Below are 24,997 nucleotides of genomic sequence, written 5' to 3'. Positions count from 1 at the left end.
GTTGGTGTCAGGAGCGTCGGCCCCGGCTGCGCAGCGCGTCCTGCGTCGACTCGCCGATGTCGGCGTCGTCCGGGAAGGTCCGGCCACTGGGCGCCGGGTCCGGTGGGGCACCGGGTCCGGCCATCGTCGTGCGGGTCGGCTCCACCGAACCGAAGCCGTGCCGTCCCGCCGGATCGGTCCGGCCCGCCGACGCGCCCGCCCGCCGCTCCCCGCGTCGTCCCTCGGGCACCGCGGTCTCCTCGCTGCCCTCGTCCATCGGCGAGTCCGCATCGGTGCCCCAGGGCGCGTCGGCGTCGAAGCCGTCGCCGCCACCCCACGGCTGAGTCGCCTCCGGCTCCTGCCGGTCGTTGTCGCCGCTGCGTCCCTTGTGCGCCGTCATGGCCACCCCGCTCCTCGGTCCGCCGCGGTCGGCGGACGGTGTGCTGATCTCCGGCCGCGCGGTGTCGTCACCCGACCTTGTCGCAACGCTGAGCGCGCAGGGCCGGCCTGCGCCCCGCCGTCGAGAGGGCGGCGGGACGCCGGCCGGCCCGGCGTTCAGCGTCCGGCCATCGCCATCGGTCGCTTGCCGTTGCTCATGCCGGCCATCTTGATCATGCCTTTCGAGGCGCCCTTCATGGTGCCGCCCCGGCCGAGAATCCCCTTGAAGACCTGGCCGGGCTTCTGCTGCTCACCCATGTACGCGGTGACCACCACCAGGGCCCCGGTCAGCGCCGGGATGGCCCACTGGAGCAACTTCATCTGCCGCTGCGAGGAGGCCACGCTCGCCGGAGTCTGGTGGTTCGGCTCGGTGGTCCCGCTGACCGGTGACGCACCGGCCTTCTCCAGGCGCATGCCGATCAACCGGCTGTAGCCGGTCACGGCGAGCGCGCCGATCGTCAACGCCGTCTTGATGGCGCTGGTCCGGCCCACCCCGGACTGGGCCGCCACGCGTGGGCTCTCGGTCACCAGTTCGCCGACCGCACCGGCCAGGTGCGCGCCGATGGCGGCCGCGTTGACCGGGGTCCATCTGGACCATCCCGCCGACGCGACCGAGAGTCGCTGCGTCGAGTCGCTGATCTTCCCGGCTGCGCCGTTGACGCCGAAGGCACCCATGAGGGAGCCGCCGAACCAGGCCGCGAGACCCAGATCGTGCATCGAGCGCAGTGCGGTATGCCGTTCGGACATGTGATCCCCTTCCGCCGTGTTGGGCGCTGCGGCTTACCCGCCGCCCGGGCGGCTAACCCCGTCGTCCGGGGGCTGATCCGCGCCGCGCCGGTACGACCGGGACGTTCGGGTTTCGACGGGGTCCACGGCCGCCGGCAGGAGTCGTCCGCGCGGTGGCGGGTAGATCCCGAGCGACGCTGACGGAGAGGGGAACGGGATGTCGCAGCCGGACGAAAGTCGGGAGAAGACCCCGAAAACCGACGCGGTGCTCATGCACCCGGACAACGACCCACACCGGAACACCGCGGAGGTCGCGCCCCGCAAGGACCACGCGGAGATCCAGGTGGAGCGCGACGGTGAGCTGGTGCCGCTGGACCAGGACGAGTGATCCGTCCGGGCGGTCCGGTGCGGCTCAGCGGGACGGCAGGTCGCCGACGAAACCGGCGATCCGCCGCGCCAGCGGGGTGCTCGCGCGGACCCAGGTGAAGTGGTCCAGAGCGGCGCCGGCCTGCGCCGAGGTGTAGCGCTCGCGGGTGAGTGGGGCGGCGGCGAGCTTCGCGCAGAGCGCGTCCATCGTCTCGTGCGGGGTGAACTGGTCGTCGTCCACACTGACCGCCAACACCGGTGTGCGCACCGCGCGTACCGCCGCCTCGGTGTCCGTACCGTTCAGTCGGGGGAAACGGCCGGTCCGCGCGGTCTGGGCCCAGTCGCGGATCACGCCGCGTGCCTGCCGGCCGCCGAAGCCCCAACCCGGCCAGACCCCGAGCAGGGCCGTGGTGGCGGCGATCCCCTGGGTGTACGGCAGCACGCCCAGGCCGCGCAGACCCGGGTAGCTTCGCCAGTACGGGATGCCGACCGCGATCAGCGCCAACGCGTCCACGTCGTCGCCGCCGTGCAGGGCGAGGTGCAGCAGCGCGGCCTGCCCGCCGAGCGAGTGCCCGACCAGCAGCCGGGTACGCCCGTCCAGTCGTGGCTTGAGCGCGGACAGCACGGCGCCGACGTCGTCGGCCAGGTCGGCGTAACCGTAGCGGTCGGCCCGGCTCGGCGTCGGGGTGCTCGCCCCGTTTCCGCGCAGGTCGGCGACGACCACGGCCAGTCCGGCGGCGCGCAGCTCGGCGGCGAAGGGCCGGTAGTAACGGGCGCGGACCCCCATCGCGGGCCAGATCACGGCCACCGGCGCATCGGTCACACCGGTTGGCTCCGGATAGATCTGCACACCCAGCCGACCACCGGCGACCTCGACGAACTCCTGTGCGTACTCCGGCTCCCCGTTCATCGGCCCAGCTTACGGCCTGACGTTACTGGCGGGTAGCCGCAGAGTGGTCGGGCGCGACGGAGGCCCCGCCGACCGGCGGGGCCTCCGAGTTGACGCGGCGATCAGGAGACGGAGATCGTCCCGTTGCCGGCCCGGACGCAAGCCACCGACCGGGCGCTGGTGGAGGCCGCGCCGCTCAGGCACTGGCCGAGGACCTGGTGCCCGGTGGCGTTCGGGTGCCACGACTCCTGGCAGGTCTGGAAGTAGCTGACGCAGGTGTTGGCGATGCGCTGAATGGCGATCTTGTCCTTGCCGGCGAGGCTGGTGACGAAGGTGCCGGTCGCGCCGTCCTGGAGCCGGATCGGCGTGGCCAGCGTGCCCGTCGGGCTGCCCGTCTGCTCGCAGAGCCGGGCGCCGTTGAAGGCCTGCTGCACGTTCAGGTACACCAGGTCGTCGGCGGGGAACTCGGCGGCCAGGGTGTCCCGGGTGGACTGCACGATGGCGCCCAGGCCCTGGGAGAACCGGTGGCCCGGCGCCAGGCTGGCGCGGTGGATCGGGCAGCCGCCCGCGTAGCGCTCGGCACCGAGGTCACGGAACTTGTCCCGGGTGTCGTCCCGGCCGTCCTCCTCGTGGTACGCCGGGTTCAGGTCCAGCGGCAGCGGGTTCGTGTAGTCCTGGAACACCACCCGGTGCTGTCCGTCCGCGTCGATCTGGTCCAACGTGGTCAGCACCTGGCGGACGGCGGCGGTGGTCTCCGCGGTCGCGGCGCTGATCTGGGCGGCGGTGGCCAGGTCGGCGTCGCTGCACGGCTTCTGCTCGACCGGGCCGTTGAGGTACGCCCAGAACTCCCACCAGCCGGTCCACGCGTCGGCGATGAACCGGTTGGCGCACTTCTCCGCGACGCTGCCGAAGGTGAACGAGCTGTTGTTGGAACCCAGGCCGATCAGCACCAGGTCGATGTCCTGGGTCTGCGCGACGGCGCGGAGCTGGTCGAGCTGCGCGGCCACGGTACGGCCGTTGGTCCGCGCCTGCGAGGCGTTGGCGATGTCGTGCGGCTGACCGCCGGAGCAGGCCAGGTTGAACCGGTTCTGGATGCCCGGCAGGTTGGCCTGGTTGAGCGAGGCGTTCGCGGAACGGTGGCAGAAGTACGCGTTGTTGTTCGCGGCCGTCCAGCCGGGGAAGCCCTGGGCGACGCCGTTGACGTCGACCACCGGGGTGTACGCCCCGGCGCCCTCACCGCTGATGAAGCTGTCCCCGAGTGCCACCGCGGCGGTGGGCAGCGCGGCGGACGCGGGTCCGGGCAGCGCGACGGCTGTCGACAGCGCGGCCATGGCGATCGTTAGTCCCGCGGCGAGCGCGGTACGGCGGAACCTGGGCATGGGGCCCCCATCCATCGAAAGATGAAAGATTCTCTGAGAGCGCGATCAGATCACCCCTGTGCAACGGGCGTCAATGGCCCGTAACAGAATCGTTCGATGAAAGACACGCGGCCCCGCCGGCTGAAAAGGGGTGTCTGTGCGTGGTCCCGTGCGCACTGGTTGACTGTTCCGTGGCTCACGTCCGGCGGCTGCCGCGCGGCGGGTCGCGTAGGTCCTCCGGGAGTTGTCCTAGCCTCGGGCTAGGCTCGCTGCGGCGCGCCACGCCGGCTGATGTCGCCGGTGACCGGCAGCACACAGCCGAGACCGGGGAGTACGACCAGTTGACCGCAGAGCCTGACACCCTGTACGGGGCCGATGACCTCACCCACCTTGAGGGGCTGGACGCTGTCCGCAAGCGGCCCGGCATGTACATCGGCTCCACCGACAGCCGTGGCGTGGGTCACCTCGTCAACGAGATCCTCGACAACTCCACCGACGAGGGTGTCGCCGGTCACGCCAGCGCCGTCGAGGTGATCCTGCACGCCGACGGCTCGGTGCAGGTCGACGACGACGGGCGGGGCATCCCCACCGACGTGCACGCCAAATCCGGCATCTCCGGCGTCGAGCTGGTGCTCACCCGGCTGCACGCCGGCGGCAAGTTCGGCGGCTCCGGCTACAAGACCTCCGGCGGCCTGCACGGCGTCGGCGCCTCGGCGGTCAACGCGCTGTCCCGACGGTTCGACGTGACCGTCCGTCGAGCCGGCAAGATCCACACGATGTCGTTCCGGCACGGCGTACCGGGCATCTTCGACGGCGCCGGGCCGGACGCGCCCTTCACCGCCGGTCCCGGCCTCCAGGTCATCGGCGCGATGAAGCGCGGCCAACGCACCGGCACCTCGATCCGCTGGTGGCACGACGCCCGCTACTTCGAGACCGGCGCCGCACTCGACGTGGACGCGGTCCGCACCAAGCTGCGGAACACCGCGTTCCTGGTCCCCGGTGTGACCTACCTGCTGCGCGACCTGACCGGCGAGGCGCCCGCCGAGGAGCGGTTCCACTACCCCAACGGGCTCAGCGACATGGTGGAGTTCCTCGCCCCGGCCGGCGACCGGCCCGTCTCCGGCACCCTGCTGGTCAACGGCGAGGGCACCTACCGGGAGAACGCCGCCGACGCCAACGGCGTGATGCAGTCCAACGTGCAGCGGCGCGCCGAGGTCGAGGTGGCGTTCCGGTGGGGCACCGGCTACGACCGCACCGTCGAGTGCTTCACCAACACCATCCGCAACGCGCACGGCGGCACCCACCGCAAGGGCTTCGAGCGGGCTCTCGTCCGCGCCCTCGCCGACGCCGTCCGCAACACCCGCGGCCTGCTCAAGGCCAAGGAGGAGCCGCCCCTGCTGGACGACGTCCTGGAGGGGATGACCGCCGTGGTGCACGTGCGCATCCCCGAGCCGCAGTTCACCTCGCAGACCAAGGACGAGCTCTCCACCCCGGGGATCACCAAGGTGCTCCAGAGCCTGGTCGACGCGCACGTGAAGGCTTGGCTGGAGGACCGGCGCACCAAGGCCGAGGCCCGCACCGTCCTGCAGAAGATCGTCGACGCGGCCCGGGTACGGCTCACCCAGAAGCAGCAGAAGGACGCCGCCCGGCGCAAGACCGCCCTGGAGGGCGCGTCGATGCCGCCGAAGCTCGTCGACTGCCGGGCCACCGGTGTGGAACGGAGCGAGCTGTTCATCGTCGAGGGAGACAGCGCCTTGGGAACGAGTCGCATGGCTCGCTCCTCGGAATACCAGGCGCTGCTGCCGATCCGAGGCAAGATCCTCAACGTGCAGAAGGCCAACCTCCAGCAGGTTCTGGACAATGCCGAGTGTGCGTCCATCGTGCAGGTCCTCGGCGCCGGCTCGGGGCGCACCTTCGACCTCTCCGCGCTGCGCTATGGGCGGGTGCTGATCATGGCCGACGCCGACGTGGACGGCGCGCACATCCGGACGCTGCTGATCACTCTCTTCGCCCGGTACATGCGGCCACTGATCGAGGCCGGTCGGCTCTACGCCGCGATGCCGCCCCTGCACAAGATCACCACCAGGGGGCGCAGCCCGCAGACGGTCTACACCTACACCCAGGCCGAGATGGAGACGACGGTCCGCAAGCTGGAGAAGGCCGGCAAGCAGATCGTCACGCCCATCCCACGGTTCAAGGGTCTCGGTGAGATGGACGCCGACGAGTTGTGGGACACCACGATGAACCCGGCCACCCGGGCCGTACGCCGGATCACCCTCGACGACGTCGACGCCGCCGAACGCATCCTCGAACTCCTGATGGGCGAGAAGGTCGAGCCGCGCCGCAACTGGCTCATCGACTCCGCCGACCGGGTCGACCGGGATGCGATCGACGCATGAGCGCCCGTTCCGTTGCAGTTCCAGTGGAGAGCTGAGTCATGGCACGCCGTAAGGAAAACAAGGTCGACCTCTCCTCGTTCGACCAGGCCGGCGCGCGGGTCTTCGACAACCCGCTGGTCACCGAGGTGTCCGACTCCTACCTGGAGTACGCGTTCTCGGTCATCCACTCCCGCGCCCTGCCCGACGCGCGCGACGGCCTCAAGCCCGTGCACCGGCGCATCCTCTGGTCGATGTACGAGCAGGGCTACCGCCCGGACCGCGCGCACGTGAAGTCTGCCCGAATTGTCGGGGATGCGATGGGAAAGTACCATCCACACGGCGACACGGCGATCTATGACGCCATGGTCCGCCTCGCGCAGGACTTCTCGCTCAACGTGCCTCTCATCGACGGGCATGGAAACTTTGGCTCCCCAGACGATGGCCCGGCTGCCTCGCGTTACACGGAAGCGCGAATGTCCCGCGAGGCCATGCTGCTGGTCGGTGAGCTGGGCGAGGACACCGTCGACGTCGAGCCCAACTACGACGGGTCGCTGACCCAGCCGACCGTGCTGCCGGCCGCCTTCCCCAACCTGCTGGTCAACGGCGCGTCCGGGATCGCGGTCGGGATGGCCACCAACATGATCCCGCACAACCTCGCCGAGGTCGTCTCCGCGGCCCGCTGGCTGATCAACCACCCGGACGCCACCCTGGACAAGCTCATGGAGTTCGTCCCCGGCCCCGACCTGCCCAGCGGCGGGGTGCTGCTCGGCCTGGACGAGGTGCGCCGGGCGTACGAGACCGGGCGCGGTGTGGTGCGGATGCGCGGCAAGGTGGAGATCGGCCCGATCGAGGGCAGCCGTGGCCGCCAGGCGATCACCGTGGTCGAGCTGCCCTACGGCGTCGGCGCGGAGAAGGTCATCGCGGCGATCACCAACGAGGTCACCAAGACCAAGCGGCTGACCGGCATCGCCGACGTCAAGGACCTCACCGACCGGGAGAGCGGCACCCGACTCGTCGTCGAGTGCAAGGTCGGGGTCAACCCGCAGGCGTTGCTCGCCGACCTCTACCGGCTGACCCCGCTGGAGCAGTCGTTCGGCGTCAACAACCTGGTCCTGGTCGACGGGCAGCCGCGCACGCTGGGGCTCAAGGCGCTGCTGGAGGTCTTCCTGGCGCACCGGTACGAGGTGGTCACCCGACGCACCTCGTACCGGCGGCGCAAGCGTCAGGAGCGGCTGCACCTGGTCGACGGTCTGCTGATCGCCCTGCTGGACATCGACGAGGTGGTCCGGCTCATCCGGGGCAGCGACGACGCGCAGGCCGCGAAGGACGGGCTGATGAGCCGGTTCGGTCTGTCCGACATCCAGGCCACCTACATCCTGGACACCCCGTTGCGTCGGCTGACCAAGTTCGACCGGATCGAGCTGGAGACCGAGCAGGAGCGGCTGCGCGGCGAGATCGCCGAGTTGAGCAAGATCCTCGACGACGAGCGGGTGCTGCGAAAGCTGGTCTCCGACGAGTTGGCCTCGGTGGTCAAGCAGTTCGGTACCGAACGTCGGACGACGCTCGTCGACGGCGACCTGAAGGAGGTCCTGGCGGCGTCCGCGCCGGCCGGCCCGTTGGAGGTCGCCGACGACCCGTGCCAGGTGATCCTTTCCGCGACCGGGCTGGTCGCCCGTACCGCGGCCGAGTCGGAGGAGAGCGCCGAGGGGCGTCGGCGCAACGGCCGGGTCAAGCACGACACGGTACGCGCCATCGTGCACTCGACGGCCCGTGGTCGGGTGTTGTTGCTGACCAGCGCGGGTCGGGCCTTCAAGGTCGACGTGCTGCCGCTGCCGGTGCTGCCCGAGCAGGCCGGCACGGTGTCGCTGCGCGGTGGCATGTCCGCGGCCGAGTTGGTCCCGTTGGCGGCGGGGGAGACCGTCGTCGGCCTGGCCCCGTTGGGTGGGCAGGCGGAGGGCTCACCGGGGTTGGCGTTGGGCACCCGGCAGGGCGTGGTGAAGATCTGCGCGCCGGAGTGGCCGGTGCGCTCCGACGAGTTCGAGGTGATCGGTCTGCGGGACGGCGACGAGGTGGTCGGTGCGACGTGGTTGGCCGACGGCACCGAATCGCTCACCTTCGTCACGTCGGAGGCGTCGCTGCTGCGTTTCCCCGCCGGGCTGGTCCGTCCGCAGGGCCTCAAGGGCGGCGGGATGGCCGGCATCAACGTGCCGGCCGGGGCGCGGGTGGCGTTCTTCGGCGCGGTCCGCACCGACGACCCGGGGCATGGTGAGCCGATGGTGGTCACCTCCACCGGGGCGACGGTCAAGGTCACGCCGTTCAAGGCGTACCCGGCGAAGGGCCGGTCGACCGGCGGCGTGCGCGCACACCGCTTCCTCAAGGGTGAGACGGACGTGGTCGTCGCCTGGGTGGGTCCGCGCCCGGTCGGCGCGACCGGCACCGGTGATCCGGTGGAACTGCCGGCGGCGGATCCCCGCCGCGACGGTTCCGGCTTCGCCGTGATGCTCGGCCCAACGGTGGTCGGCCACCTCATCGAACGCGATTGATCGGGTTGCCACGCCGCGCGCCCGACCCGCCCGCGCGCCCTTCCCCAAGAGCCGCGCAGGTGGGGGAAGATCGTGCTCGATCCGGGAAGTAGTGGCATCACCGACGCGGCGATACCACTCGATCCTGGATGGAGCACGATCATGCGGAGAGGGCGCGTGCGCGGGGTATGGTGAGGGCTCCTGTTCTCGGTGATGGCCCGGGTGCGCCGCCAAGCACCTCTCACATGATCTTTATCTTGTCCGGCGGAGTCGCCGACGCGGCGTGAGCGCCGCCATCCGGGTCCGGCCCAGGCGCGAGCTGCGTGCCGCCCGCCGACCCCGCCAGCATCGCTGCTGGGGTCATCTGATCGCCGCCCCGCTCTGGCCGCTGCACGGCGCGAACCTGGGCACCCTGCTGCGTACCTGCGACGCGGTCGGTGCCTGCCTGGCCGTGCCGCCCTTCCGGTGGGTGGACGAGGCCCTGGCCCGTGGCAACACCCTGCGCCGGCCGGGCTGCGTCCACCGGGTCGGCAGTCCGCTGCGATGGCTGGCCGCCGAACGGGCCGCCGGCACCCGGATCCTCGGGGTGGAGTTGGCCGACGAGGCCGTTCGGCTCGGTGACCTGCCCGCCGCTCGGGGCCGCACCGTGGTGCTGCTCGGGCGCGAGTCGACGGGCATCCCGCCCGAGGCCCTCGACCACCTGGACGCGGCCGTGGAGATTCCCATGGTCGGGCACGGCCAGAGCCTGAACGTCGCCGTCGCCGGATCGCTGGTCCTCTACAAACTCGCCGGCCTGCTGTAGAGCAGGCCGGGGCGGACCCGGGTGGGAATCAGGCCACGCCGACCGGGCGGAACTGGACGCTCACCCGGGGGCCGACCGGGCGGGTGGTCTTCGGGATGGCGTGCTCCCAGGTGCGTTGGCAGGAACCACCCATCACGATCAGGTCGCCGTGGCCCACCGGGAAGCGGAGGCTGTCGCCGCCGCCGCGAGGGCGCAGGAGCAGGGGTCGGGGCGCGCCGAAGGAGATGATCGCGACGATGGTGTCGGTGTGTGCGGAACGGCCGATGGTGTCGCCGTGCCAGGCGACGCTGTCCCGGCCGGACCGGTAGAGGCACATGCCCGCGGTGACGAAGGGCTCGCCCAGCTCGGGGGCGTAGTGCCGGGTCAGCGCGGCCCGTGCCTCGGTGAGCACCGGGTGGGGCAGGTGCCGGTCGCCGTCGTACCAGCAGAGCAGGCGGGGCACGTCGACCTCGCTGTCGTACATGGTGCGCCGCTCGGCCCGCCAGGGGACCTCGGTGAGCAGGGTGTCGAGGACCGCGTCGGAGCCGTGCACCCACCCGGGAAGGTGGTCGACCCAGGCGCTGCGGCTGAGCTGGTGCCGGCGGATCAGACCGGGCAGGGACCCCAGGGTCGGCCCGGCGTCGGCGAGGTCGAGCATCGACGGCTGGTAGGCGGCCTGCGTCATCCAGCCACCCTAGCAGCACTTTCGTACACCCGTGCTAGGTGCGGGCCGCGCTGGTCGGCTGGGCTCAGCCCGGAACGGCGGCGGCGCGTACGGCGTCGAGCACCGCGTCCACGACCCGCGCCCGGCCCTGCCCGTCGACGGTCGACCAGGCCTGCGCGGCGAGCGTCGCGCGGCGCTGCGGTGAGCTGAGCAGCCCGTGCAGGGTCCGTGCCGCCGCCGCGCGGGCGGCCCGTCCGGCGACGCCGGCGGCGGTCAGCTCCGGCAGTTCGCCGAGGCCGGCGGCCAGGCCGTGCCGCACCACCCGGGTGTACGACTCACGTTGGTTGTCGACCACGCACACGAGCGCGGCGGGCGCGCCCAGGCAGCAGAGTTCCCAGGTGGACGTGCCGGCGGCGCTGACCACCAGGTCGGCTTCGGTGATCAGTGCCGGCAGCGCGCCGGTGGGTGGCACCGGCCGGATGACCTGTCCCCGGCCGGGGGCGACGTCCTCGACCTCGGCCTCGATCTCGGGTCGGCCGACGATGACCGTGAGGTCCATCGGATGGCCGGTGGCGACGAGCACCCGGGTCAGCACCGGTGCCGCGCCGACCGCGTCGGTGCCGCCGAAGAAGGCCAGCACCCGGGGTCGGCTGACCGTCGTGACGGGCGGAGGCGCCGACGGCCGGGCGGTGATCACGGAGTCGCGCAGCAGGGCGTACCCGCTGCCGGCGAGCAGCCGGCCCGGCAGCCCCGGCAGCTCCGCGCCGAAGTTCTGGTCGAGGTAGAGGTCGGCGACCTGGCCCCGGCTGTCCCCGTCGATCACGGCGAGGGTGAAGACGCCGGCGGCACGCAGCGCGCCCGCGCCGGCCGGGTCCAGCTCGTAGGAGTCGAGGACCAGCACGTCCAGCTGGTGTCGGCGGGCCGCCTCGACCAACTCGGCCGGCGAGTCCGGACCCGGGTGCAGGGGGATGCCCCGGGCGGCCAGTTCCGCGGTGGCCCAGGGGAGCCGTTCGACGGTGCCGAACACGGCGACGTGGACGCCCCGGGCGAGGAACTCCTCGGCGAGGGCCAGGCAGCGGACGAGGTGGCCGACGCCCCGCCGTGGGCTGGCGTCGCAGCGCAACCCGACCCGCGGCGTGCTCAGCACTCCTCCAGTTGCTTCTGTCGGACGTCGGCGTTGAGCGCGCGCAGGTGGGGTTGCCCGTGCAGCCAGTCGGTGAGCGTGGCCAGTGGCACGCTGACGTCGCCGAAGTGGTCGACGACCGCGCTGACCAGTGCCCAGTCCCGCTCGGTGTCGAGGGTCAGCCGCAGCGCCGACCGGTCCGGGGTGAGCGTCACCCCGAGCACCCGGAACAGCTCCGGATAGGTGTACGCGTACGAGGTCACGTGCACCCGGTGGTGATCGGTGGCGAGCCGGTCCAGGGTGCGCAGCGTCTCCGCCCGGATGATCTCGACGTCGAGCCCGCGGGGCAGGGTGCGGGCGATCGACGTGCTCGCGTAGTCGAGCCCTGGGACCGCCCGGTACACCGACGCGACCAGGGTGATGATCTCCGGGTCGAGCAGCGGGCAGTCGGCGGTGAACCGCAGGACCGCGTCGCCCGGGTGCGCCGCGAGCGCACCCACGAACCGGCCCAGCACGTCGTCGACCGGCCCGCGGTGACACGCCACGCCCAGCCGCGCGCACTCGGCCACCACCGCGTCGTCGACCGCGTCCGTGCTGGTGGCGACCACCAGGTCGGCCAGGACGCCGCTGTCGCGGGCGGCGCGCACCACCCGGCCCAGCACGGAACGCCCGGCGAGCGGGCGGAGCACCTTGCCGGGCAGCCGGGACGAACCCATGCGCGCCTGCACGATGCCGACGATCCGTGGTCCGGCGTCGTCCGGGGCGACTCCGGGCACCGGTACGGCGGTCACTGCTGCTCCTCCTGTTTGGGGGCGAGCACCGCGGTGGCCCGGCGTTTGGCGGCGCGGGCGCCCCGCTTGGCCAGCCGGGCCGGGGTGATGGCGAGCCGGCCCACCCGGTAGCTGAGCGATCCGCTGAGCAGGCCGATCGTCGTCTCGGCCCGCCGCAGTGCCCGTTCCCGGGAGGTGAGCAGCTCCTCGGTCCACGCGGTCAGTGCCGCCAGCCGGGCGAGTTCCTCGCGTTGGCGCAGCCATGCCTCGTGCAGCTGTTGGTAGCTGCGCGCCGCACCGACCGGCGGGTCGGTCGGCGTGACGGCGTGCAGCTCGGTGGCGAGGTGGGCCCTGCCGTCGGTGTCCAATCCGTGCAGCGCCGCGGCGATGGCGGCCTCGGCCTCCACCGCCTCGGCGACGGTCGCGCGGTCCAGGTCGTGGCCGGCGAGGCCACCGAGCACCACGGTCAGGCCGGCGACGTCGAGGGTGGACGACCACGGGTGGGCGTACCCGCCGGTGAGCAGGCCCGCCGCGAAACGCCACAGCCCGCGGGCCAGCACCACGTCGGCGGGCAGCGGATCGGTGGCCCGCCAGCTCGGGTCGAGCACCGCGTACCGCTCGCCGTCGACGACCACGTTGTCGGTGCCGGCCAGCGCCGCCGCGCCGGCGATCCGGCCGTCGGTGTCGGCCTGGTCGGCGAGCCAGCCCGCGTACCCGTGCAGCAGCGTGCGCAGGGCGGCCAGGTCGCGGCGCAGGGCCGCGTCGAGCAGCAGGGTACGCAGCAGCCGGCCGGCCGGCACCGGCCCGGACAGCGCGTCCGCGTCCCGGTACGCGGCCTCGCGGCTGGCGAACGGCGCGGCGGCCGGCAGGTCCGTGCCGGTGGTCGCGAGGCGTCCCCACCGCCATCCCGACGGACCGTGCCGCACCTCCAGCACGCCGATCCCGGGCCGCCCGGTCTGCACCAGCGCCACCGGCAGATCCCCGTCGACGGGCGGCGTGCCCGGATCCGCCGGGTCGTCGGGCCGGTGGGCGAGCACCAGCCAACCGGGCGCGAGGTCGGCGGCGCGGCCGGCGTACAGCGCGTCCACCGCCAGCCGGGCCGGGTCCTGGAGCACGGTGTCGCCGGTGAAACCGCCGGCGCACGCGCCGTGCAGCACCGCGTCGAAGAGGCCGGAGCCCGCGTCGGAGTCGAGGTGGTCGGCGTCGAGCAGCGCCGTCGGGGTGCCGGCGTCGGGGTACGCGGCCCAGCAGGCGCCCGCCCGCAGCCCCGCCGCGGTGAGCCGCTCGCGCAGCTGCTCCCGGTTGGCCGGGTGGGTCCGGTCGAGGACCCCGCCGATGGTCCACGCCGAGTCCTCCCGGCCGGCGTACCAGGGGGTGGTGGCGACGAGTCGGTGCAGGCCGAGCGGGTTGTCCACGCGCAGCAGCAGCGCACCGCCCGGCCGCAGGGCGGCGACCAGTCGCGCCAGCACGCCGTCCCAACCGAGGCGGGTGCCCTCCACCGACTCGACCGGGTCCAGTCCGGCGGCGGCGATCACCACGTCGTACGTCTCGTCGTCGGGCAACCCGGCCGGGCCGCCCACCACCAGGTGGGCGGCGCGCTGGGCGAGCGCGACCGCGTCCGGGTGGCTGCGCAGCAGGCATGTCACCTCGGCGTGGCCGAGTTGGTCGAGCAGGGCCGGGTCGTGCGGGCCGGCCACCAGCACCCGGGCGCCGGGCGGCACGAGCCGGGCGGCCAGCGCGGCGAGGGGTCCACCGTCGGCCAGGCGCTGCTGCGGCAGGTCGGACCAGGCCAGCATCTCGCCGCCGGGCAGGGTGATCCGGCCGGCGGGTGCCGTCTCAGTCGTCACGGTGGTCCTCTTCCTCCTGGAGGTTCGCCCAACCGAGCAGCTCGCGCAGCTCTGCCGGCGTGCAGCGGTGGTCGGTCCCCAACTCGGCGCGGGCGATCTCGACCGCGGTGGGCAGGTCGACCTCGGTGCCGTGTAACTGCGGCCACTGCCGTCGGATGCGGGCCGTCCCGCCGAAGGTCGGGTCCTCGTTGGACAGGATCATCGGGTCGCCGTAGACCGCCGATTCGCAGCCGGCAGCGATGCCGTAGAAGATCGCGCTGGTCAGCCGGTTGGATGCTACCCGCCGGTGTCGACGCAGCTCGGTCAACTGCTTGTCGAGGAACTCCGGGTCGGTGTCCTTCCACCAGTGTCCCCGGTAGCCGTGGCAGATCACCCGGAAGCCGGCGCGCTCGTAGAGCCGGCGGACGCTGCGCATCCGGTACTCGTGCCAGTAGAGGCAGACGGTGACCGGGCCGGGCTCGGTGTCCTGGATGAGCGCGATCAACTTCCGGTGGTCGCCCTTGACGTGCTGGCCCTCCCACCCGTGGAACGGGTACCAGATGGTGCCCTCCCGCTCCTCGACCGCCGGTTGCTCGGGTCGCAGGGCCAGCAGGTAGGCGAACGGAGCGCCGATGACCACCACGTTGCGCCGCCCCACCGACCAGGCCCGCCGGCGGGTCTGCTCCGACCAGAGCAGGCTGGGGGAGCGCTCGGCGTACGGGTGACCGGGGGCCAGGCCGTCACCGATGTTCCAGCCGTGCTGCACGTACCCGTTGATCCGCGGTGGGTGCCGGTCGCCGAGACCGGCGTAGCGGGCCAGTACGTGCGCGTGGCCGTAGAAGTGGTTGGCGTGGTGCATCAGGTTCCCATCAGGCGGCGGAACGCACCGAGCCGTACCGCAGGGCCGTGGTCAGCGCGTCGATGACGCGATCCTGGTCGGTGTCGCTGAGTCCCGGGTAGAGCGGCAGGGACAGTTGCTGGGAGTAGAACGACTCGGCCACCGGGCAGGATCCGCGCCGGTAGCCGAGGTCGGCGAAGGCCGGGTGCCAGTGCACCGGGATGTAGTTGACCTGGACGCCGATGCCGGCGGCGCGCATCCGGTCGTACACCTCGCGGCGACGCCCGTCGAGCACCCGGATCGGGTAGAGGTGCCAGGCCGGGTCGGCCCACGACCTGCGGTTCGGCCGGAGTACGCCGTCGAGGTCGGCCAGTGCCTCGTCGTAGCGGGCGGCCAGGGCGGCCCGCCGCGCCGTGAACTCGGCGAGCCGGCGCAGTTGACTGCGGCCCAGGGCGCAGAGCACGTCGGGCAGGCGGTAGTTCAGCCCGAACTCGTGCACCTCCTGATGCCAGCCGCCCTCGTCGGCGAAGCGGAACTCGTCGCGTTCGCGGACCATCCCGACGCCACGGAAGCGGCGGGCCCGCGTGAGGATCCGCGGGTCCAGCGCGGCGACGGCGCCACCCTCGGCGGTGGTGAGGTTCTTGGTGGGGAAGAACGAGAACGTGGTCAGGTCGGCGAGCGAGCCCACCGGTCGACCGTGGTACGTCCCGCCGATCGAGTGCGCCGCGTCGGCGAGCAGCAGCGCGTCGCTGCCGTCGACCGACGTGCGCAGCGCGTCGTAGTCGGCGGGGTGGCCGGCGTAGTCGACCGCGGCGACGACCTTCGTCCGCGCGGTGACGGCGGCGGCGGCCGCGGCCGGGTCGAGGCAGAACGTCTCGTCGTCGACGTCGGCGAACACGATCTTCGCGCCGAGGGCGACCGCGCTGCTGGCGGTCGCCACGAAGGTCATCGGTGGGACGACCACCTCGTCGCCCGGTCCCACGCCGGCCGCCGCGTACGCCACGTGCAGCGCGGCGGTGCCGTTGGCGACGGCGGCGACGCCGACCCCGCCGGTCCAGGTGGCGAGGTCGGCCTCGAAGGCGTCGACCTGCGGGCCGGTGGTGAGCCAGTCGCCGCGCAGCACGTCGGCGACGGCGGCGATGTCGTCCTCGGTGATCGAATGCCGGCCGTACGGGAGCATCCCCGTCATGCGGTGAGGCCGAGCATGTCGCGCAGTTGCTCGACGGTGAGCCACTCGTCGTTGGTGTCCGACTGGTAGGCGAAGCCGTCCGGCACCGGGTCGCAGTCGACCGGCGGCTGGTAGCCCCAGGTGGCGATGGTCGGCTGGACGATGAACCGGCCGTCGGCACGCAGCGTGCGGCGGCTGTCGTCGGGCGCGATCATCTCCTCGTGCAGCTTCTCGCCCGGCCGGATGCCGATCTCGTGGGTGGTGGCGTCCGGGGCCACGGCCTCGACCAGGTCGAGGATGCGCATGCTCGGGATGCGGGGCACGAACAACTCGCCACCCTGCATCTGGTCGAACGAGTCCATGACGAACTGCACGGCCTGGTCGAGCGTGATCCAGAAGCGGGTCATCCGCTTGTCGGTGATCGGCAGGCTCTTGCCCTCGGCGGCCAGCCGGCGGAACAGCGGGACGACCGAGCCGCGGCTGCCCACCACGTTGCCGTAGCGCACCACGGAGAACCGGGTGGGGTGCTGGGCGGCGTAGTGGTTGGCCGAGACGAACAGCTTGTCGCCGACCAGCTTCGTCGCGCCGTACAGGTTGATCGGGCTGGACGCCTTGTCGGTGGAGAGCGCGATGACCTTCTTGACGCCGGCCTCGATCGCGGCGTCGACGACGTGCTGGGAGCCGGTGATGTTCGTGGCGATGTACTCGGAGGGGTTGTACTCCGCGGTGTCCACCTGCTTGAGCGCGGCGGCGTGCACCACGTGGTCCACCCCGTGCATGGCCCGGGTGAGGCGGTGGCGGTCCCGGATGTCGCCGATGAACCAGCGCAGCCGTGGGTCGTCGCCGAGTTGCTGGCGCAGCTCGTACTGCTTGAGCTCGTCGCGGGAGAACACGACCACGCGCGCGGGGTCGGCCTCGGTGAGGATGTGCCGGAGGAAGGTCCTGCCGAAGGAACCCGTTCCCCCGGTGATCAGAATGGACGATCCATTCAACTCACTCAATTTGGTGCTCCCGTGATCGTGGATGAACGGGCGGCCTTCGGCCGGCCGACCGGGGTGAGACGCTAGCCATGGCGGGTTAACTCCCCGACGCTCGCGGGTTAACCGCACCCCCTGCTCCTGTGAATGCCGAGCACCGCGTAGGCAAACACTTCCGTCCGGCCCGTAACCGGCCTGACCTGGCCACATTGGGCCGTTACAGTGACCCGCGCGAGTGACCCGCCAGCCCCGCTTCGCGGCCGGTTCCGCGTTCACCCGACATCCGCATCGGCTCGGTGCGAGCGGGTCACCCCACGCGTCACCGGCGCGGACCGACAGCCCCTGCCGGTCCACGCGGGGACCGGTCCGACCGGCAGATCTGGAGGCGTTGATGGCATCCGGTAGCGACGTGATCGAACGGCCGGAGGTGGTGGCGACGACGTCCGACGCCGCACCGGCGCGGCGCTGGCTGGTGCCGGTGCTGCTCGTCGTCGGTTGGGTGCTCAGCGTCGCCTGGCGGATGTGGCTGTCCCGGCACATCGTGCTGCCGATCGCGCACACCGACGAGGACAGCTACCTGAACACCGCCCGCGCGCTGGTCGGCGGGCCGGGCGGGTTCAGCAGTGAGAACGACCTGCTGCGCCGGGTCGGCTACCCGATGTTGATCTCACCGGCGTTCCTCGGGGACCGGGACTTCGGCGACAGCTACCGGATCGTCCAGCTGGTCAACGCGATGGCGAACTCGACGCTGTTGCCGCTGGCGTACCTGCTCGGTCGCCGCCTGCTCGGGCTGCGCCGGTCGTACGCGCTGCTCGGCGCGGTCGCGGCGGCGACCCTGCCGGCCACCGCCTTCTACGCGGGCATCGCCATGATCGACACAGTGATGGCCCCGCTGGTCGTCGCCTGGCTGCTCGCCGTGCACCGCTGGATCTCCCGGCCCGGCCCGCTCGCCGCCGCCACCGTCGGCCTGCTGGTCGGCGGGTTCCACCTGCTGCACTCGCGTGGCCTGGTGATCGTGGCGGTGCACGCCGGATTGGTCCTGCTGCTGCTGGTCCGCCGCCGGATCGGCCCGCCCGCGGTGCTCGCGGCGCTGCTGCCGGTGCTCGCCCTGGCGCTGCTCAACGCCGCCGTCATCCACCACCTCGGCGACAGGGTCTACCTGCTGGGCAGCACCCCCGGCGGCGGCACGGTCGAGGCGGTCGCCTCCGTGCGGGGCGTGGTCCGCGTCGGCGCGGGCGTCACCACCCAACTCTGGTACCTCGTGGTGATCACGTTCGGGATGGCCGGAGTGGCCTGGGCCGCGGCCGTGCGCGAACTGTGGCGTCCACGGCACGGCGACGCGGCCCGCTGGACGATGGGCGTGGCGCTCGTGGTGACCGTCGGGGTGGCCGGCGGCGCGTCGGTGATCCTGGCCGGCATCACCGGCAAGCCCCTGGACGCGATCTACGGCCGCTACGTGCAGATGCTGGCGCCGTTCTGGCTGCTGGTCGGCCTCGGGGTGCTGCTCACCGCCGGCCGCCGGGTGGTGCTGCGCCGGGCGGCCGTCGCGGTGGCCCTGCTGGTCGGCGGTGGAGCGCTGATCGCCGCCCGCCTCGCGTACGTGGCCAGCCAGGGCCACCGGTTGCGCTACGGCGGTTTCAGCGCGCCGGACCTGGTGGCGTTGACCGGGGGCTGGCGGGAGATGCGCCCGGTGCTCGGGTCACTTGTCGGGATCGGCGGTTGCCTGCTGCTCGTCGCCGCCGCGCTGGTGCCCCGACTGCGGTTGCCGATGTTCGGCGTGCTCGTCGTGGTCAACCTGGTCACCATGCAGGTCATCGAGCACCGCATCGTGCGGCCGGCCGTCGCGAGCACCGCGCCGACGCCCCGGGTGGCCGACGTCGGCGTACGCCCCGGCGAGCGGGTCTGGGCCTCGACCGGCGTGCACTACGTCCTGCGGTTCAACCTGAGCCACCAGGTGACCTGGACCGACGTCCGGTGGTTCGGCGAGCAGCCGCCGGCGGCGGCGCAGGTGGTGTTCGCCCGCTGGGCGCCCGGTCAGCCGGACGACTGGGACGGCACCGCGTACGGCTTCGTCCGGCTCGGCGGCAACCCGGTGCAGCACTGGGCGGCCTGGCGGCGGGGCTGACCCGGCCGGGCGCCGCTATTCGTGAACGGCGGATGTCCACCGGGAACACCATCGGTTAATGATTCGGGGCCATTATCCGAATGGGTCCGACAATCAGCGTTGGCGGCGGTCGGCCCGAGCCAGGGAAATCGGGATGACGGTGATTTCCCGCCCGTCGGACAGCTCCTGTCTCGGGGTGCCCTCGACGAATCGGAAACGCCGGTTCATCTGTCGTACGACGGTATTGTGACCGAGCACCTCGCCGTCGAGCCGGTCCAGGTGCAACCCGTCGAACGCGTACTCGACGGCCTCCCGCATGACCCCCAGCCAGGCGGGCAGCGTCTCGTCCCGGCCGGCCAGCCCGTCGGCGTCCAGATAGAAGCCCCACGCCCCGGTGCGAGGGCGGTCGAACCGCAGGTCGAAGAAGGTGACCACGCCGCAGGGCCGGTCGTCGCGGACGTACACCAGCACGCGCCGGGACCTGTCGTCGCGGACCGCCGACCACCACCGGGCGTGCTCGTCGGCGGTGATCTCGTGGCTGGTCTTGCTGACCTGTCGGTTGGTTTCCTGATTACGCCAGGACAACATCAGGTGAACGTCGTCCGCCGTCGCTTCGCGCAGCACGTGCGTCTCGCTTTCTTAGCTGTTCACGTCCGGTCGGAGCACCTTACCCGGGCGCACCGGGAAAGCAGATATGCATTCGATGGGTTGTAGACTGCGCCGCATGAACGAATTGAGTCGCGCGCAGATCCGCGACCTCATGGCTCAGGTGCTGAAGAACCAGGACAAGGAGCTGCCCGCGGACGACGCGGCGCAGTTGCGGGAGATCGGTTTCCGGTCGCTCGACTTCTCCGAGTTGGCCCTGCGGGTCGAGGACGAGACGGGGGAGGAGCTCAACTTCGACGCCCCCGGCCTGCGCCGCATCGCCACCGTCGGAGACGTCCTCGACTTCCTCGTCGAGCTTCAACACCAGTGACAGTCGCGACGGCGCGCGACCGCGCACCCGCGCCCCGGGAGCCGGCGGGCGTCGACAACCGGATCGTCGTCGGTGGCGCCGCGCTGACCTGGCGGGCACTACCGACGCCGACGCTGCCCGATCCGGCAGCGGTGCTCGCCCACCGTGGCGTGCACGCGCTCGCCGCCGCTCGGCAGCACGCCGTGCACGGCACTGAGCTGCTGCTCAGCACGCCGAGTCGAGTCGACTCGACGATGCGGACGGAGTTGCTGGAGGCCGGGTTCACCGTCGGCGTCCTCGACGACGGCGGCGTGCAGCGGAGCGTGCCGGCCCGGCCCCGAGCCGCCGAGCCCGGCCGGCTGTGGCTGCTGACGTCGGGCTCGACGGGGCGTCCCAAACGGGTCGGGCACACCCTGGACACACTGACCACCGTGCGGGCCGAGCAGCCCGACCGGACCTGGCTCTGCCCGTACGCGCCCGGCACGTACGCCTGGTGGCAGGTGGTCACCCTGTCACTGACCCAGCCCGGCCAGCACCTCGTGGTGGTCGAGCCCGACGAGCTGGACGACTGGCCCGCCGTCGCGGCCGCGCACGGGGTGGACGCCGCCTCCGGCACCCCGACCTTCTGGCGTCGCACCCTCCACCGCGACGCCGCCGCCCTGGCCCGGGTGCCGCTGCGGCAGCTCACCCTCGGCGGGGAGCCGGTGGACCAGGCGATCCTGGACCAGCTCCGGGAGGTGTTCCCCGCCGCCCGGATCTCCTGGATCTACGCCTCGTCCGAGGTGGGGGCATCCATCGTGGTGCACGACGGGCGGGCCGGCTTCCCGGTCGACTGGCTGGACCGAGAGACCCCGGGCCGGCCGACGCTGTCCGTTGTGGACGACGAGCTGGTGGTGACCTCCCCGCACCACGGGGCCGGGCTGTCCGGCCCGATCCGCACCGGGGACCGGGTGCAGATCCTCGACGACCGGGTGCTGATCACCGGCCGCCTCGACTCCGACGAGATCAACGTCGGCGGCAGCAAGGTCTCCGCCGGGGTGGTCCGCGGTGTGCTCGCCGGACATCCGGCGGTGGCCTGGGCCCGGGTGACCGGACGCCGCGCCCCGGTGCTCGGCCGGATGGTGGTCGCCGAGGTGGTCCTCAACCCCACCCACCCCGCCAGCCCGCCTTCGGTCGGCACCGGTGTGCCCGACGAGGCCGCGCTGGTCCGCTGGTGCGCGGACCAGCTTCCCGAGTACGCGGTGCCCCGCCGGATCCGCGTGCTCACCGAGATTCCCGTCAAGGAGACCCTGAAGAGCGATGTCTGATCCCGCCGTCACCCCACTCGTCCCGCCCAGCACCGTCGTCCTCGTCTCCGGCGGCTCCCGTGGGCTGGGCCTGGCCATCGTCACCGACCTGCTCGACGCGGGCGTACGGGTGGCGGCGTTCGCCCGTACCGTCACGCCCGAGTTGGCGAAACTCGCCGCCGAGCACCCCGACCGGGTGCACGTCGGCTCGGTGGACGTCACCGACCTGCGGGCCGCGCAGAGCTTCGTCCGCGAGGTGGAGCAACGCCTCGGCCCGATCGACGGCATCGTCAACAACGCCGCCGTCGGGCAGGACTCGCTGCACGTGCACACCGCCACCGACGACATCGCCCGGATCATCGAGACCAACCTGACCGCCCCGTTGCAGTTGACCCGGCTGGTGGTCCGCCGGATGCTCGGCAAGGGCATGCGCGGGCGGATCGTCAACATCACCTCGATCTGCGGGCAGCGCGGTTTCCCGGGTCTGGTCGCGTACTCCGCCACCAAGGGCGGCATGGACGCCGCCACCCGCTCGCTCGCCCGGGAGTTGGGCGGCCGGATGCTCGTCAACTCGGTCGCCCCCGGCTTCTTCGCCTCGGAGATGTCCGCGGTGCTCGGCCCGACCCAGCTCGACCAGATCGTGCGCCGCACGCCGACCGGTCACCTGACCGAGCCGGCGGAGGTCACGCCCGTGGTGCGGATGCTGCTGCGGGAGCACACCAACATCAACGGCCAGGTCATCGTGGTGGACGGTGCCGCCGCCATCTGACCTGGACCGGCTGCTCCGGCCCCGTCCGGTGCCGGGGCTGCTGGCCGTCGCCGAACGACACCTGCGTATCGGTGCTCCCGCCGCCCTGACCGACGCGGTGACCCGCAGTCACCTGGACGACGGACGCTGCGTCGGCTGGTACGGCCCGCGGACGCCGGGGTGGCGGGTGGCCATCGACGCGGAACGGGCCGACGCCCCGGTGCCCCCGGCGCTGGCCCGCCGGTTCGGTGTGGAGGACTTCTGGGCGCGGTGGACCCGCGCCGAGTGCTGCTGCAAGCTGACCAACGTGCCGGTGGCGGCGTGGTGGCGTCGCCACGGACTGAGTACGCCGGCCGACGGGTCCGCGGTCTGGCGGACCCTCTGGCTGGCCGACCTGGTGGTCACCGTCGGCTTCGTGCCCGACGGTCGGGGCGCTGCTGCCGGCGCCTAGGGGCGTGCACCGGGCCGGGCCGCACCCACTCGGCGACCCGGCCTCGGACGACGGTCAGATCAGGTCCCAGCTCAGGGGAGTGCCCCGGGAGACGTCGGCGGTGAAGGTGCGGCCCAGCACCCGGTCGATCTCCACGGGAGGTAGGCCGCCGGCCGGTCGGATCGACCGCACGTTCTGCGCGGACACCTGGTCACCGGCGCGGACGTCCTCGACCACGAACAGGGAGCGGCGGAACCGTAGCCCCTCCCGCTCCGCCGGGGTCGGGCCGATCGCGGTGCCACCCAGCGCCTCGTACGCCCGGCCGGACTCGGCGACGAGCGCCGTCAGCTCCGCCGGGTTCAGCGAGAAGTCCGAGTCCACGCCGCCGTCGGCCCGGTCCAGCGTGACGTGCTTCTCGATGAAGCAGGCGCCGAGCGCCACCGAGGCGACCGCCACCCCGATGCCGGGCGTGTGGTCGGAGAGCCCGACCGGCACGTCGAACGCGCCGGCGAGCACCGGCAGTCGGCGCAGGTTGCTGTCGGCCGGTGGCGCCGGGTAGGACGCGGTACAGGCCAACAGGACGATGCCCGCCGCGCCGCCGGCACGGGCGGTGCGCACCGCGGCGTCGATCTCGGCGACCGTCGCCATCCCCGTGGAGATCACCATCGGCTTGCCGGTGCTGGCCACGAGCCGGATCAGCGGCAGGTCGACCAGCTCCGAAGAAGCGATCTTGTACGCCGGCGCGTCCAGCGACTCCAGCAGTCGCACGGCGGTCGCGTCGAACGGGGACGAGAAGACGGTCAGCCCGTGCTCCCGCGCCCGCTCGAAGATCGGGGCGTGCCACTCGTACGGGGTGTGCGCCCGCTCGTAGAGGCGGTACAGGTTCTCCCCGCCCCACAACTCGTGCCCGCCGGAGATCCGGAACGCCGGAGTGTCGACGTCGATGGTGATCGTGTCCGGCCGGTACGTCTGGAGCTTCAGCGCGTGCGCCCCGCTCTCGGCCACCGCGTCGACGATGGACAACGCCCGGTTCAGGTCACCGTTGTGGTTGCCGGACATCTCGGCCACCACGAACGGTCGCTCCCCGGCACCGACCAGGTGTGGTCCGATCTTGATTGTCGCCGTCATTCCGACCTCTGCTCAGGTATGCCCGCACCCGCGTGCGGTGGTGCTGCTGTCGTCGTCCACCCGGCGGGTGAACGACCTGGAAAACCCGCGTGCTGTGCGCTGGTCGCGGTCACGGCAGTCGACCCCCGGCCAGCGCGTCCCGCCGCTCCGTCGCGATCCCGCCGCCCCGCGTCGTCGCGACGTCCGCCCCTCGACCCGGGTCCTCGTCGGCAGTGACCGGACCGGCTCCGGAGCCGGCCCCACCGGCCGGGCCGCCGCGGCGCAGGCGACCGGCGATCCGGTGCGCCTGGCGCAGCGCCGAGTACGCCAGCCAGTCACCGCGACCGACGAGGCGGTGCTTGAGCCCGGTCGCCCCGGCGGGCAGCGGATAGCCGCCGGTGGGCAGGTACCGGCGGTAGTGCTCGGCGGCCCGGTGGAAGAAGTCCCGCCGCAGGTGCGGGTGCAACCGGTCGTCGTTGCCCACCACCACCAGGTAGTGGCTGATCATCAGCTGGAACAGTTCGGCCTGCAACCGCTCGTCCGGGTGCCTGCGGGCGACCCAGTCCAGCAGGCGCTCGTACTGGGCGAAGGCGTCGAAGTGCCGACCACTGCGGGTGGAGGTGATCGCGCCCTGTCGGCCCTGCCGGTACAGGTAGCAGACCCGGTTCAGCACGGAGATCTTCTCCGCGCCGATCAGCAGCGGATGGCTGAACGGGATGTCCTCGTACCAGCCGGGGAAGAACCGCAGCTCCAACCGGTCCAGGAAGTCCCGGCGGACCACCTTGTTCCAGGCGGTGTGCTGCACCCGCAGCAGTTGCGGCTGGTCGTCCAGGCGGGTCACGCCGGCGATCCCGTGCAGCAGGTGACTGCTCGCGTCGATCTCCCGCCGGCCGTCCTCGTGCACCCGCAGGTGGTCGAGCATCAGCACGTCGGGCTGGTGCTGGCGCAGCCGGTCCAGCACGGCCGCGATCGTGCCCGTCGGCACCCAGTCGTCGCTGTCGATGAACCAGACGTACCGGCCGGTGGCCACGTCGAGCCCGGCGTTGCGGGCCAGACCCAGACCCACGTTGCTGCTCAGGTGCACGACGCGGACGCGGTCGTGGCCGGCGGCGTACGAGCGGAGCATGTCGCCGCAGCCGTCCGGGGAGGCGTCGTCGACGGCGATCAACTCGACCGCGTCCGACTCCCCGGCCGGGATGTCGGCCCGGATCGACTCGAGGCACTGGTACAGGTACGCCTCGACGCCGTACACGGGCACGACGATGCTCAGCAGCGGTGCGTGCGTCGGCTCATTGACCACGCCCGCCACCTTCGACGACCCGGATGGCCGGCCCCGGAACCGCGCGTGACCGCGGATGGTGGAGTCGCTGAACTCCCGCCCAGCAGAAGGTTAACGCCGGCCGGCGGGACCAGGCCCGCGACGGGCGGGACTCGTCCGGTTCACCCGGGAGTGACCCGGTAGGGTGCCCCGGTGCGGCCCCGCCGGGCCGTCGCGGGCGTCGCCGTCGTGCCGTCCACGCCGCGCCGAGGAGGATACGAACGTGCTGGTGACCCTGCCAAGCCT

The 24,997-nt window shown here is 72.4% G+C and carries 23 protein-coding genes; 9 read left to right on the top strand and 14 right to left on the bottom strand.

Annotated elements, in window-relative coordinates:
• Positions 1 to 7: 7 nt before the first annotated feature.
• On the bottom strand, positions 8 to 379 hold the full coding sequence (locus AB0C01_RS02015) for a hypothetical protein (protein WP_357245899.1): 372 nt from the start codon (positions 377 to 379) through the stop codon (positions 8 to 10).
• A 155-nt stretch (positions 380 to 534) separates the two neighbouring features.
• Positions 535 to 1,164: a hypothetical protein gene (locus tag AB0C01_RS02010; protein WP_357245897.1), complete on the bottom strand. Its 630-nt coding sequence runs from the start codon at positions 1,162 to 1,164 to the stop codon at positions 535 to 537.
• A 196-nt stretch (positions 1,165 to 1,360) separates the two neighbouring features.
• Here AB0C01_RS02010 and AB0C01_RS02005 point away from each other — a divergent pair, with 196 nt between their 5' ends.
• Positions 1,361 to 1,531: a hypothetical protein gene (locus tag AB0C01_RS02005; RefSeq protein WP_157563104.1), complete on the top strand. Its 171-nt coding sequence runs from the start codon at positions 1,361 to 1,363 to the stop codon at positions 1,529 to 1,531.
• Between the two features lie 24 nt (positions 1,532 to 1,555).
• Here the strand turns inward: AB0C01_RS02005 and AB0C01_RS02000 are convergent, their stop codons facing one another.
• Together AB0C01_RS02000 and AB0C01_RS01995 are read right to left on the bottom strand one after the other, a co-directional pair.
• Positions 1,556 to 2,419, bottom strand: a complete 864-nt coding sequence (locus AB0C01_RS02000) for an alpha/beta fold hydrolase (RefSeq protein WP_357569981.1) — start codon at positions 2,417 to 2,419, stop codon at positions 1,556 to 1,558.
• Positions 2,420 to 2,520: 101 nt separating this feature from the next.
• Positions 2,521 to 3,777 (bottom strand): hypothetical protein, encoded by a 1,257-nt coding sequence (locus AB0C01_RS01995; RefSeq protein ID WP_357569980.1) that lies wholly within the window; start codon positions 3,775 to 3,777, stop codon positions 2,521 to 2,523.
• A 320-nt stretch (positions 3,778 to 4,097) separates the two neighbouring features.
• On the opposite strand from AB0C01_RS01995, the gene AB0C01_RS01990 reads away from it, so the two are divergent.
• From AB0C01_RS01990 to AB0C01_RS01980, 3 genes are all read left to right on the top strand, one after another.
• Complete coding sequence (locus tag AB0C01_RS01990) at positions 4,098 to 6,155, top strand: DNA topoisomerase IV subunit B (protein WP_357569979.1); 2,058 nt, start codon at positions 4,098 to 4,100, stop codon at positions 6,153 to 6,155.
• Positions 6,156 to 6,193: 38 nt separating this feature from the next.
• Positions 6,194 to 8,677: a DNA topoisomerase IV subunit A gene (locus AB0C01_RS01985; protein WP_357569978.1), complete on the top strand. Its 2,484-nt coding sequence runs from the start codon at positions 6,194 to 6,196 to the stop codon at positions 8,675 to 8,677.
• A 262-nt stretch (positions 8,678 to 8,939) separates the two neighbouring features.
• Positions 8,940 to 9,458, top strand: coding sequence for a TrmH family RNA methyltransferase (locus tag AB0C01_RS01980; protein WP_357569977.1), 519 nt, complete (start codon positions 8,940 to 8,942; stop codon positions 9,456 to 9,458).
• A gap of 28 nt (positions 9,459 to 9,486) precedes the next feature.
• Here AB0C01_RS01980 and AB0C01_RS01975 read toward each other — a convergent pair whose 3' ends face one another.
• From AB0C01_RS01975 to pseB, 7 genes are all read right to left on the bottom strand, one after another.
• Positions 9,487 to 10,122: an alpha-ketoglutarate-dependent dioxygenase AlkB gene (locus AB0C01_RS01975; RefSeq protein WP_357569976.1), complete on the bottom strand. Its 636-nt coding sequence runs from the start codon at positions 10,120 to 10,122 to the stop codon at positions 9,487 to 9,489.
• A 64-nt stretch (positions 10,123 to 10,186) separates the two neighbouring features.
• Positions 10,187 to 11,245 carry a spore coat protein gene (locus AB0C01_RS01970; RefSeq protein ID WP_357570248.1) on the bottom strand — a complete coding sequence of 353 codons (1,059 nt, stop codon included), beginning with the start codon at positions 11,243 to 11,245 and terminating at the stop codon, positions 10,187 to 10,189.
• Entirely contained in the window at positions 11,242 to 12,015 is a 774-nt protein-coding gene (locus AB0C01_RS01965) for a glycosyltransferase family protein (RefSeq protein WP_357569975.1), read from the bottom strand. The genes AB0C01_RS01970 and AB0C01_RS01965 overlap by 4 nt, the downstream gene beginning before the upstream one ends.
• Entirely contained in the window at positions 12,012 to 13,841 is a 1,830-nt protein-coding gene (locus AB0C01_RS01960) for a class I SAM-dependent methyltransferase (protein ID WP_357569974.1), read from the bottom strand. The genes AB0C01_RS01965 and AB0C01_RS01960 overlap by 4 nt, the downstream gene beginning before the upstream one ends.
• Positions 13,831 to 14,679 (bottom strand): hypothetical protein, encoded by an 849-nt coding sequence (locus AB0C01_RS01955; protein WP_357569973.1) that lies wholly within the window; start codon positions 14,677 to 14,679, stop codon positions 13,831 to 13,833. Before AB0C01_RS01955 ends, AB0C01_RS01960 begins: the two co-directional genes overlap by 11 nt.
• 10 nt (positions 14,680 to 14,689) lie before the next feature.
• Positions 14,690 to 15,847 (bottom strand): aminotransferase class I/II-fold pyridoxal phosphate-dependent enzyme, encoded by a 1,158-nt coding sequence (locus tag AB0C01_RS01950; protein WP_357569972.1) that lies wholly within the window; start codon positions 15,845 to 15,847, stop codon positions 14,690 to 14,692.
• A complete protein-coding gene (gene pseB, locus AB0C01_RS01945) occupies positions 15,844 to 16,827 on the bottom strand; it encodes a UDP-N-acetylglucosamine 4,6-dehydratase (inverting) (RefSeq protein WP_357245863.1) in 984 nt (327 codons plus the stop codon). Before pseB ends, AB0C01_RS01950 begins: the two co-directional genes overlap by 4 nt.
• Positions 16,828 to 17,194: 367 nt before the next feature.
• On the opposite strand from pseB, the gene AB0C01_RS01940 reads away from it, so the two are divergent.
• Complete coding sequence (locus AB0C01_RS01940) at positions 17,195 to 18,928, top strand: hypothetical protein (protein WP_357245860.1); 1,734 nt, start codon at positions 17,195 to 17,197, stop codon at positions 18,926 to 18,928.
• Between the two features lie 93 nt (positions 18,929 to 19,021).
• Here the strand turns inward: AB0C01_RS01940 and AB0C01_RS01935 are convergent, their stop codons facing one another.
• Positions 19,022 to 19,531 (bottom strand): GNAT family N-acetyltransferase, encoded by a 510-nt coding sequence (locus AB0C01_RS01935; RefSeq protein ID WP_357245856.1) that lies wholly within the window; start codon positions 19,529 to 19,531, stop codon positions 19,022 to 19,024.
• 100 nt (positions 19,532 to 19,631) lie between these two features.
• On the opposite strand from AB0C01_RS01935, the gene AB0C01_RS01930 reads away from it, so the two are divergent.
• The 4 genes from AB0C01_RS01930 to AB0C01_RS01915 are packed head-to-tail and all read left to right on the top strand — an operon-like array spanning position 19,632 to position 22,347.
• Positions 19,632 to 19,883 (top strand): acyl carrier protein, encoded by a 252-nt coding sequence (locus AB0C01_RS01930; RefSeq protein ID WP_091401397.1) that lies wholly within the window; start codon positions 19,632 to 19,634, stop codon positions 19,881 to 19,883.
• The gene (locus AB0C01_RS01925; RefSeq protein ID WP_357569971.1) at positions 19,880 to 21,169 is read left to right on the top strand and encodes an AMP-binding protein; all 1,290 of its coding nucleotides are present in this window, start codon (positions 19,880 to 19,882) and stop codon (positions 21,167 to 21,169) included. Before AB0C01_RS01930 ends, AB0C01_RS01925 begins: the two co-directional genes overlap by 4 nt.
• Positions 21,162 to 21,917 (top strand): SDR family NAD(P)-dependent oxidoreductase, encoded by a 756-nt coding sequence (locus tag AB0C01_RS01920; RefSeq protein WP_357569970.1) that lies wholly within the window; start codon positions 21,162 to 21,164, stop codon positions 21,915 to 21,917. Before AB0C01_RS01925 ends, AB0C01_RS01920 begins: the two co-directional genes overlap by 8 nt.
• Entirely contained in the window at positions 21,901 to 22,347 is a 447-nt protein-coding gene (locus AB0C01_RS01915; protein ID WP_357569969.1) for a hypothetical protein, read from the top strand. The genes AB0C01_RS01920 and AB0C01_RS01915 overlap by 17 nt, the downstream gene beginning before the upstream one ends.
• 54 nt (positions 22,348 to 22,401) lie before the next feature.
• Here AB0C01_RS01915 and pseI read toward each other — a convergent pair whose 3' ends face one another.
• Positions 22,402 to 23,454, bottom strand: a complete 1,053-nt coding sequence (gene pseI, locus AB0C01_RS01910; protein ID WP_357569968.1) for a pseudaminic acid synthase — start codon at positions 23,452 to 23,454, stop codon at positions 22,402 to 22,404.
• Positions 23,455 to 23,563: 109 nt separating this feature from the next.
• Complete coding sequence (locus AB0C01_RS01905) at positions 23,564 to 24,733, bottom strand: glycosyltransferase (protein WP_357569967.1); 1,170 nt, start codon at positions 24,731 to 24,733, stop codon at positions 23,564 to 23,566.
• Positions 24,734 to 24,997 lie beyond the last annotated feature (264 nt).

Source organism: Micromonospora sp. NPDC048905 (assembly GCF_040649655.1).
Lineage (GTDB): Bacteria > Actinomycetota > Actinomycetes > Mycobacteriales > Micromonosporaceae > Micromonospora.
Note: the sequence above shows the minus strand (reverse complement) of the source record. Positions and strands in the feature narration are given on the sequence as shown.

Coding starts and splice junctions, on each gene's coding strand:
- AB0C01_RS02010 (WP_357245897.1), bottom strand. CDS start 1,164: ATGTCCGAACGGCATACCGCACTGCGCTCGATGCACGATCTGGGTCTC.
- AB0C01_RS02005 (WP_157563104.1), top strand. CDS start 1,361: ATGTCGCAGCCGGACGAAAGTCGGGAGAAGACCCCGAAAACCGACGCG.
- pseI (WP_357569968.1), bottom strand. CDS start 23,454: ATGACGGCGACAATCAAGATCGGACCACACCTGGTCGGTGCCGGGGAG.
- AB0C01_RS01950 (WP_357569972.1), bottom strand. CDS start 15,847: ATGACGGGGATGCTCCCGTACGGCCGGCATTCGATCACCGAGGACGAC.
- AB0C01_RS01955 (WP_357569973.1), bottom strand. CDS start 14,679: ATGCACCACGCCAACCACTTCTACGGCCACGCGCACGTACTGGCCCGC.
- AB0C01_RS02015 (WP_357245899.1), bottom strand. CDS start 379: ATGACGGCGCACAAGGGACGCAGCGGCGACAACGACCGGCAGGAGCCG.
- AB0C01_RS01975 (WP_357569976.1), bottom strand. CDS start 10,122: ATGACGCAGGCCGCCTACCAGCCGTCGATGCTCGACCTCGCCGACGCC.
- AB0C01_RS01995 (WP_357569980.1), bottom strand. CDS start 3,777: ATGCCCAGGTTCCGCCGTACCGCGCTCGCCGCGGGACTAACGATCGCC.
- AB0C01_RS01920 (WP_357569970.1), top strand. CDS start 21,162: ATGTCTGATCCCGCCGTCACCCCACTCGTCCCGCCCAGCACCGTCGTC.
- AB0C01_RS01930 (WP_091401397.1), top strand. CDS start 19,632: ATGAACGAATTGAGTCGCGCGCAGATCCGCGACCTCATGGCTCAGGTG.
- AB0C01_RS01985 (WP_357569978.1), top strand. CDS start 6,194: ATGGCACGCCGTAAGGAAAACAAGGTCGACCTCTCCTCGTTCGACCAG.
- AB0C01_RS01940 (WP_357245860.1), top strand. CDS start 17,195: ATGGCATCCGGTAGCGACGTGATCGAACGGCCGGAGGTGGTGGCGACG.
- AB0C01_RS02000 (WP_357569981.1), bottom strand. CDS start 2,419: ATGAACGGGGAGCCGGAGTACGCACAGGAGTTCGTCGAGGTCGCCGGT.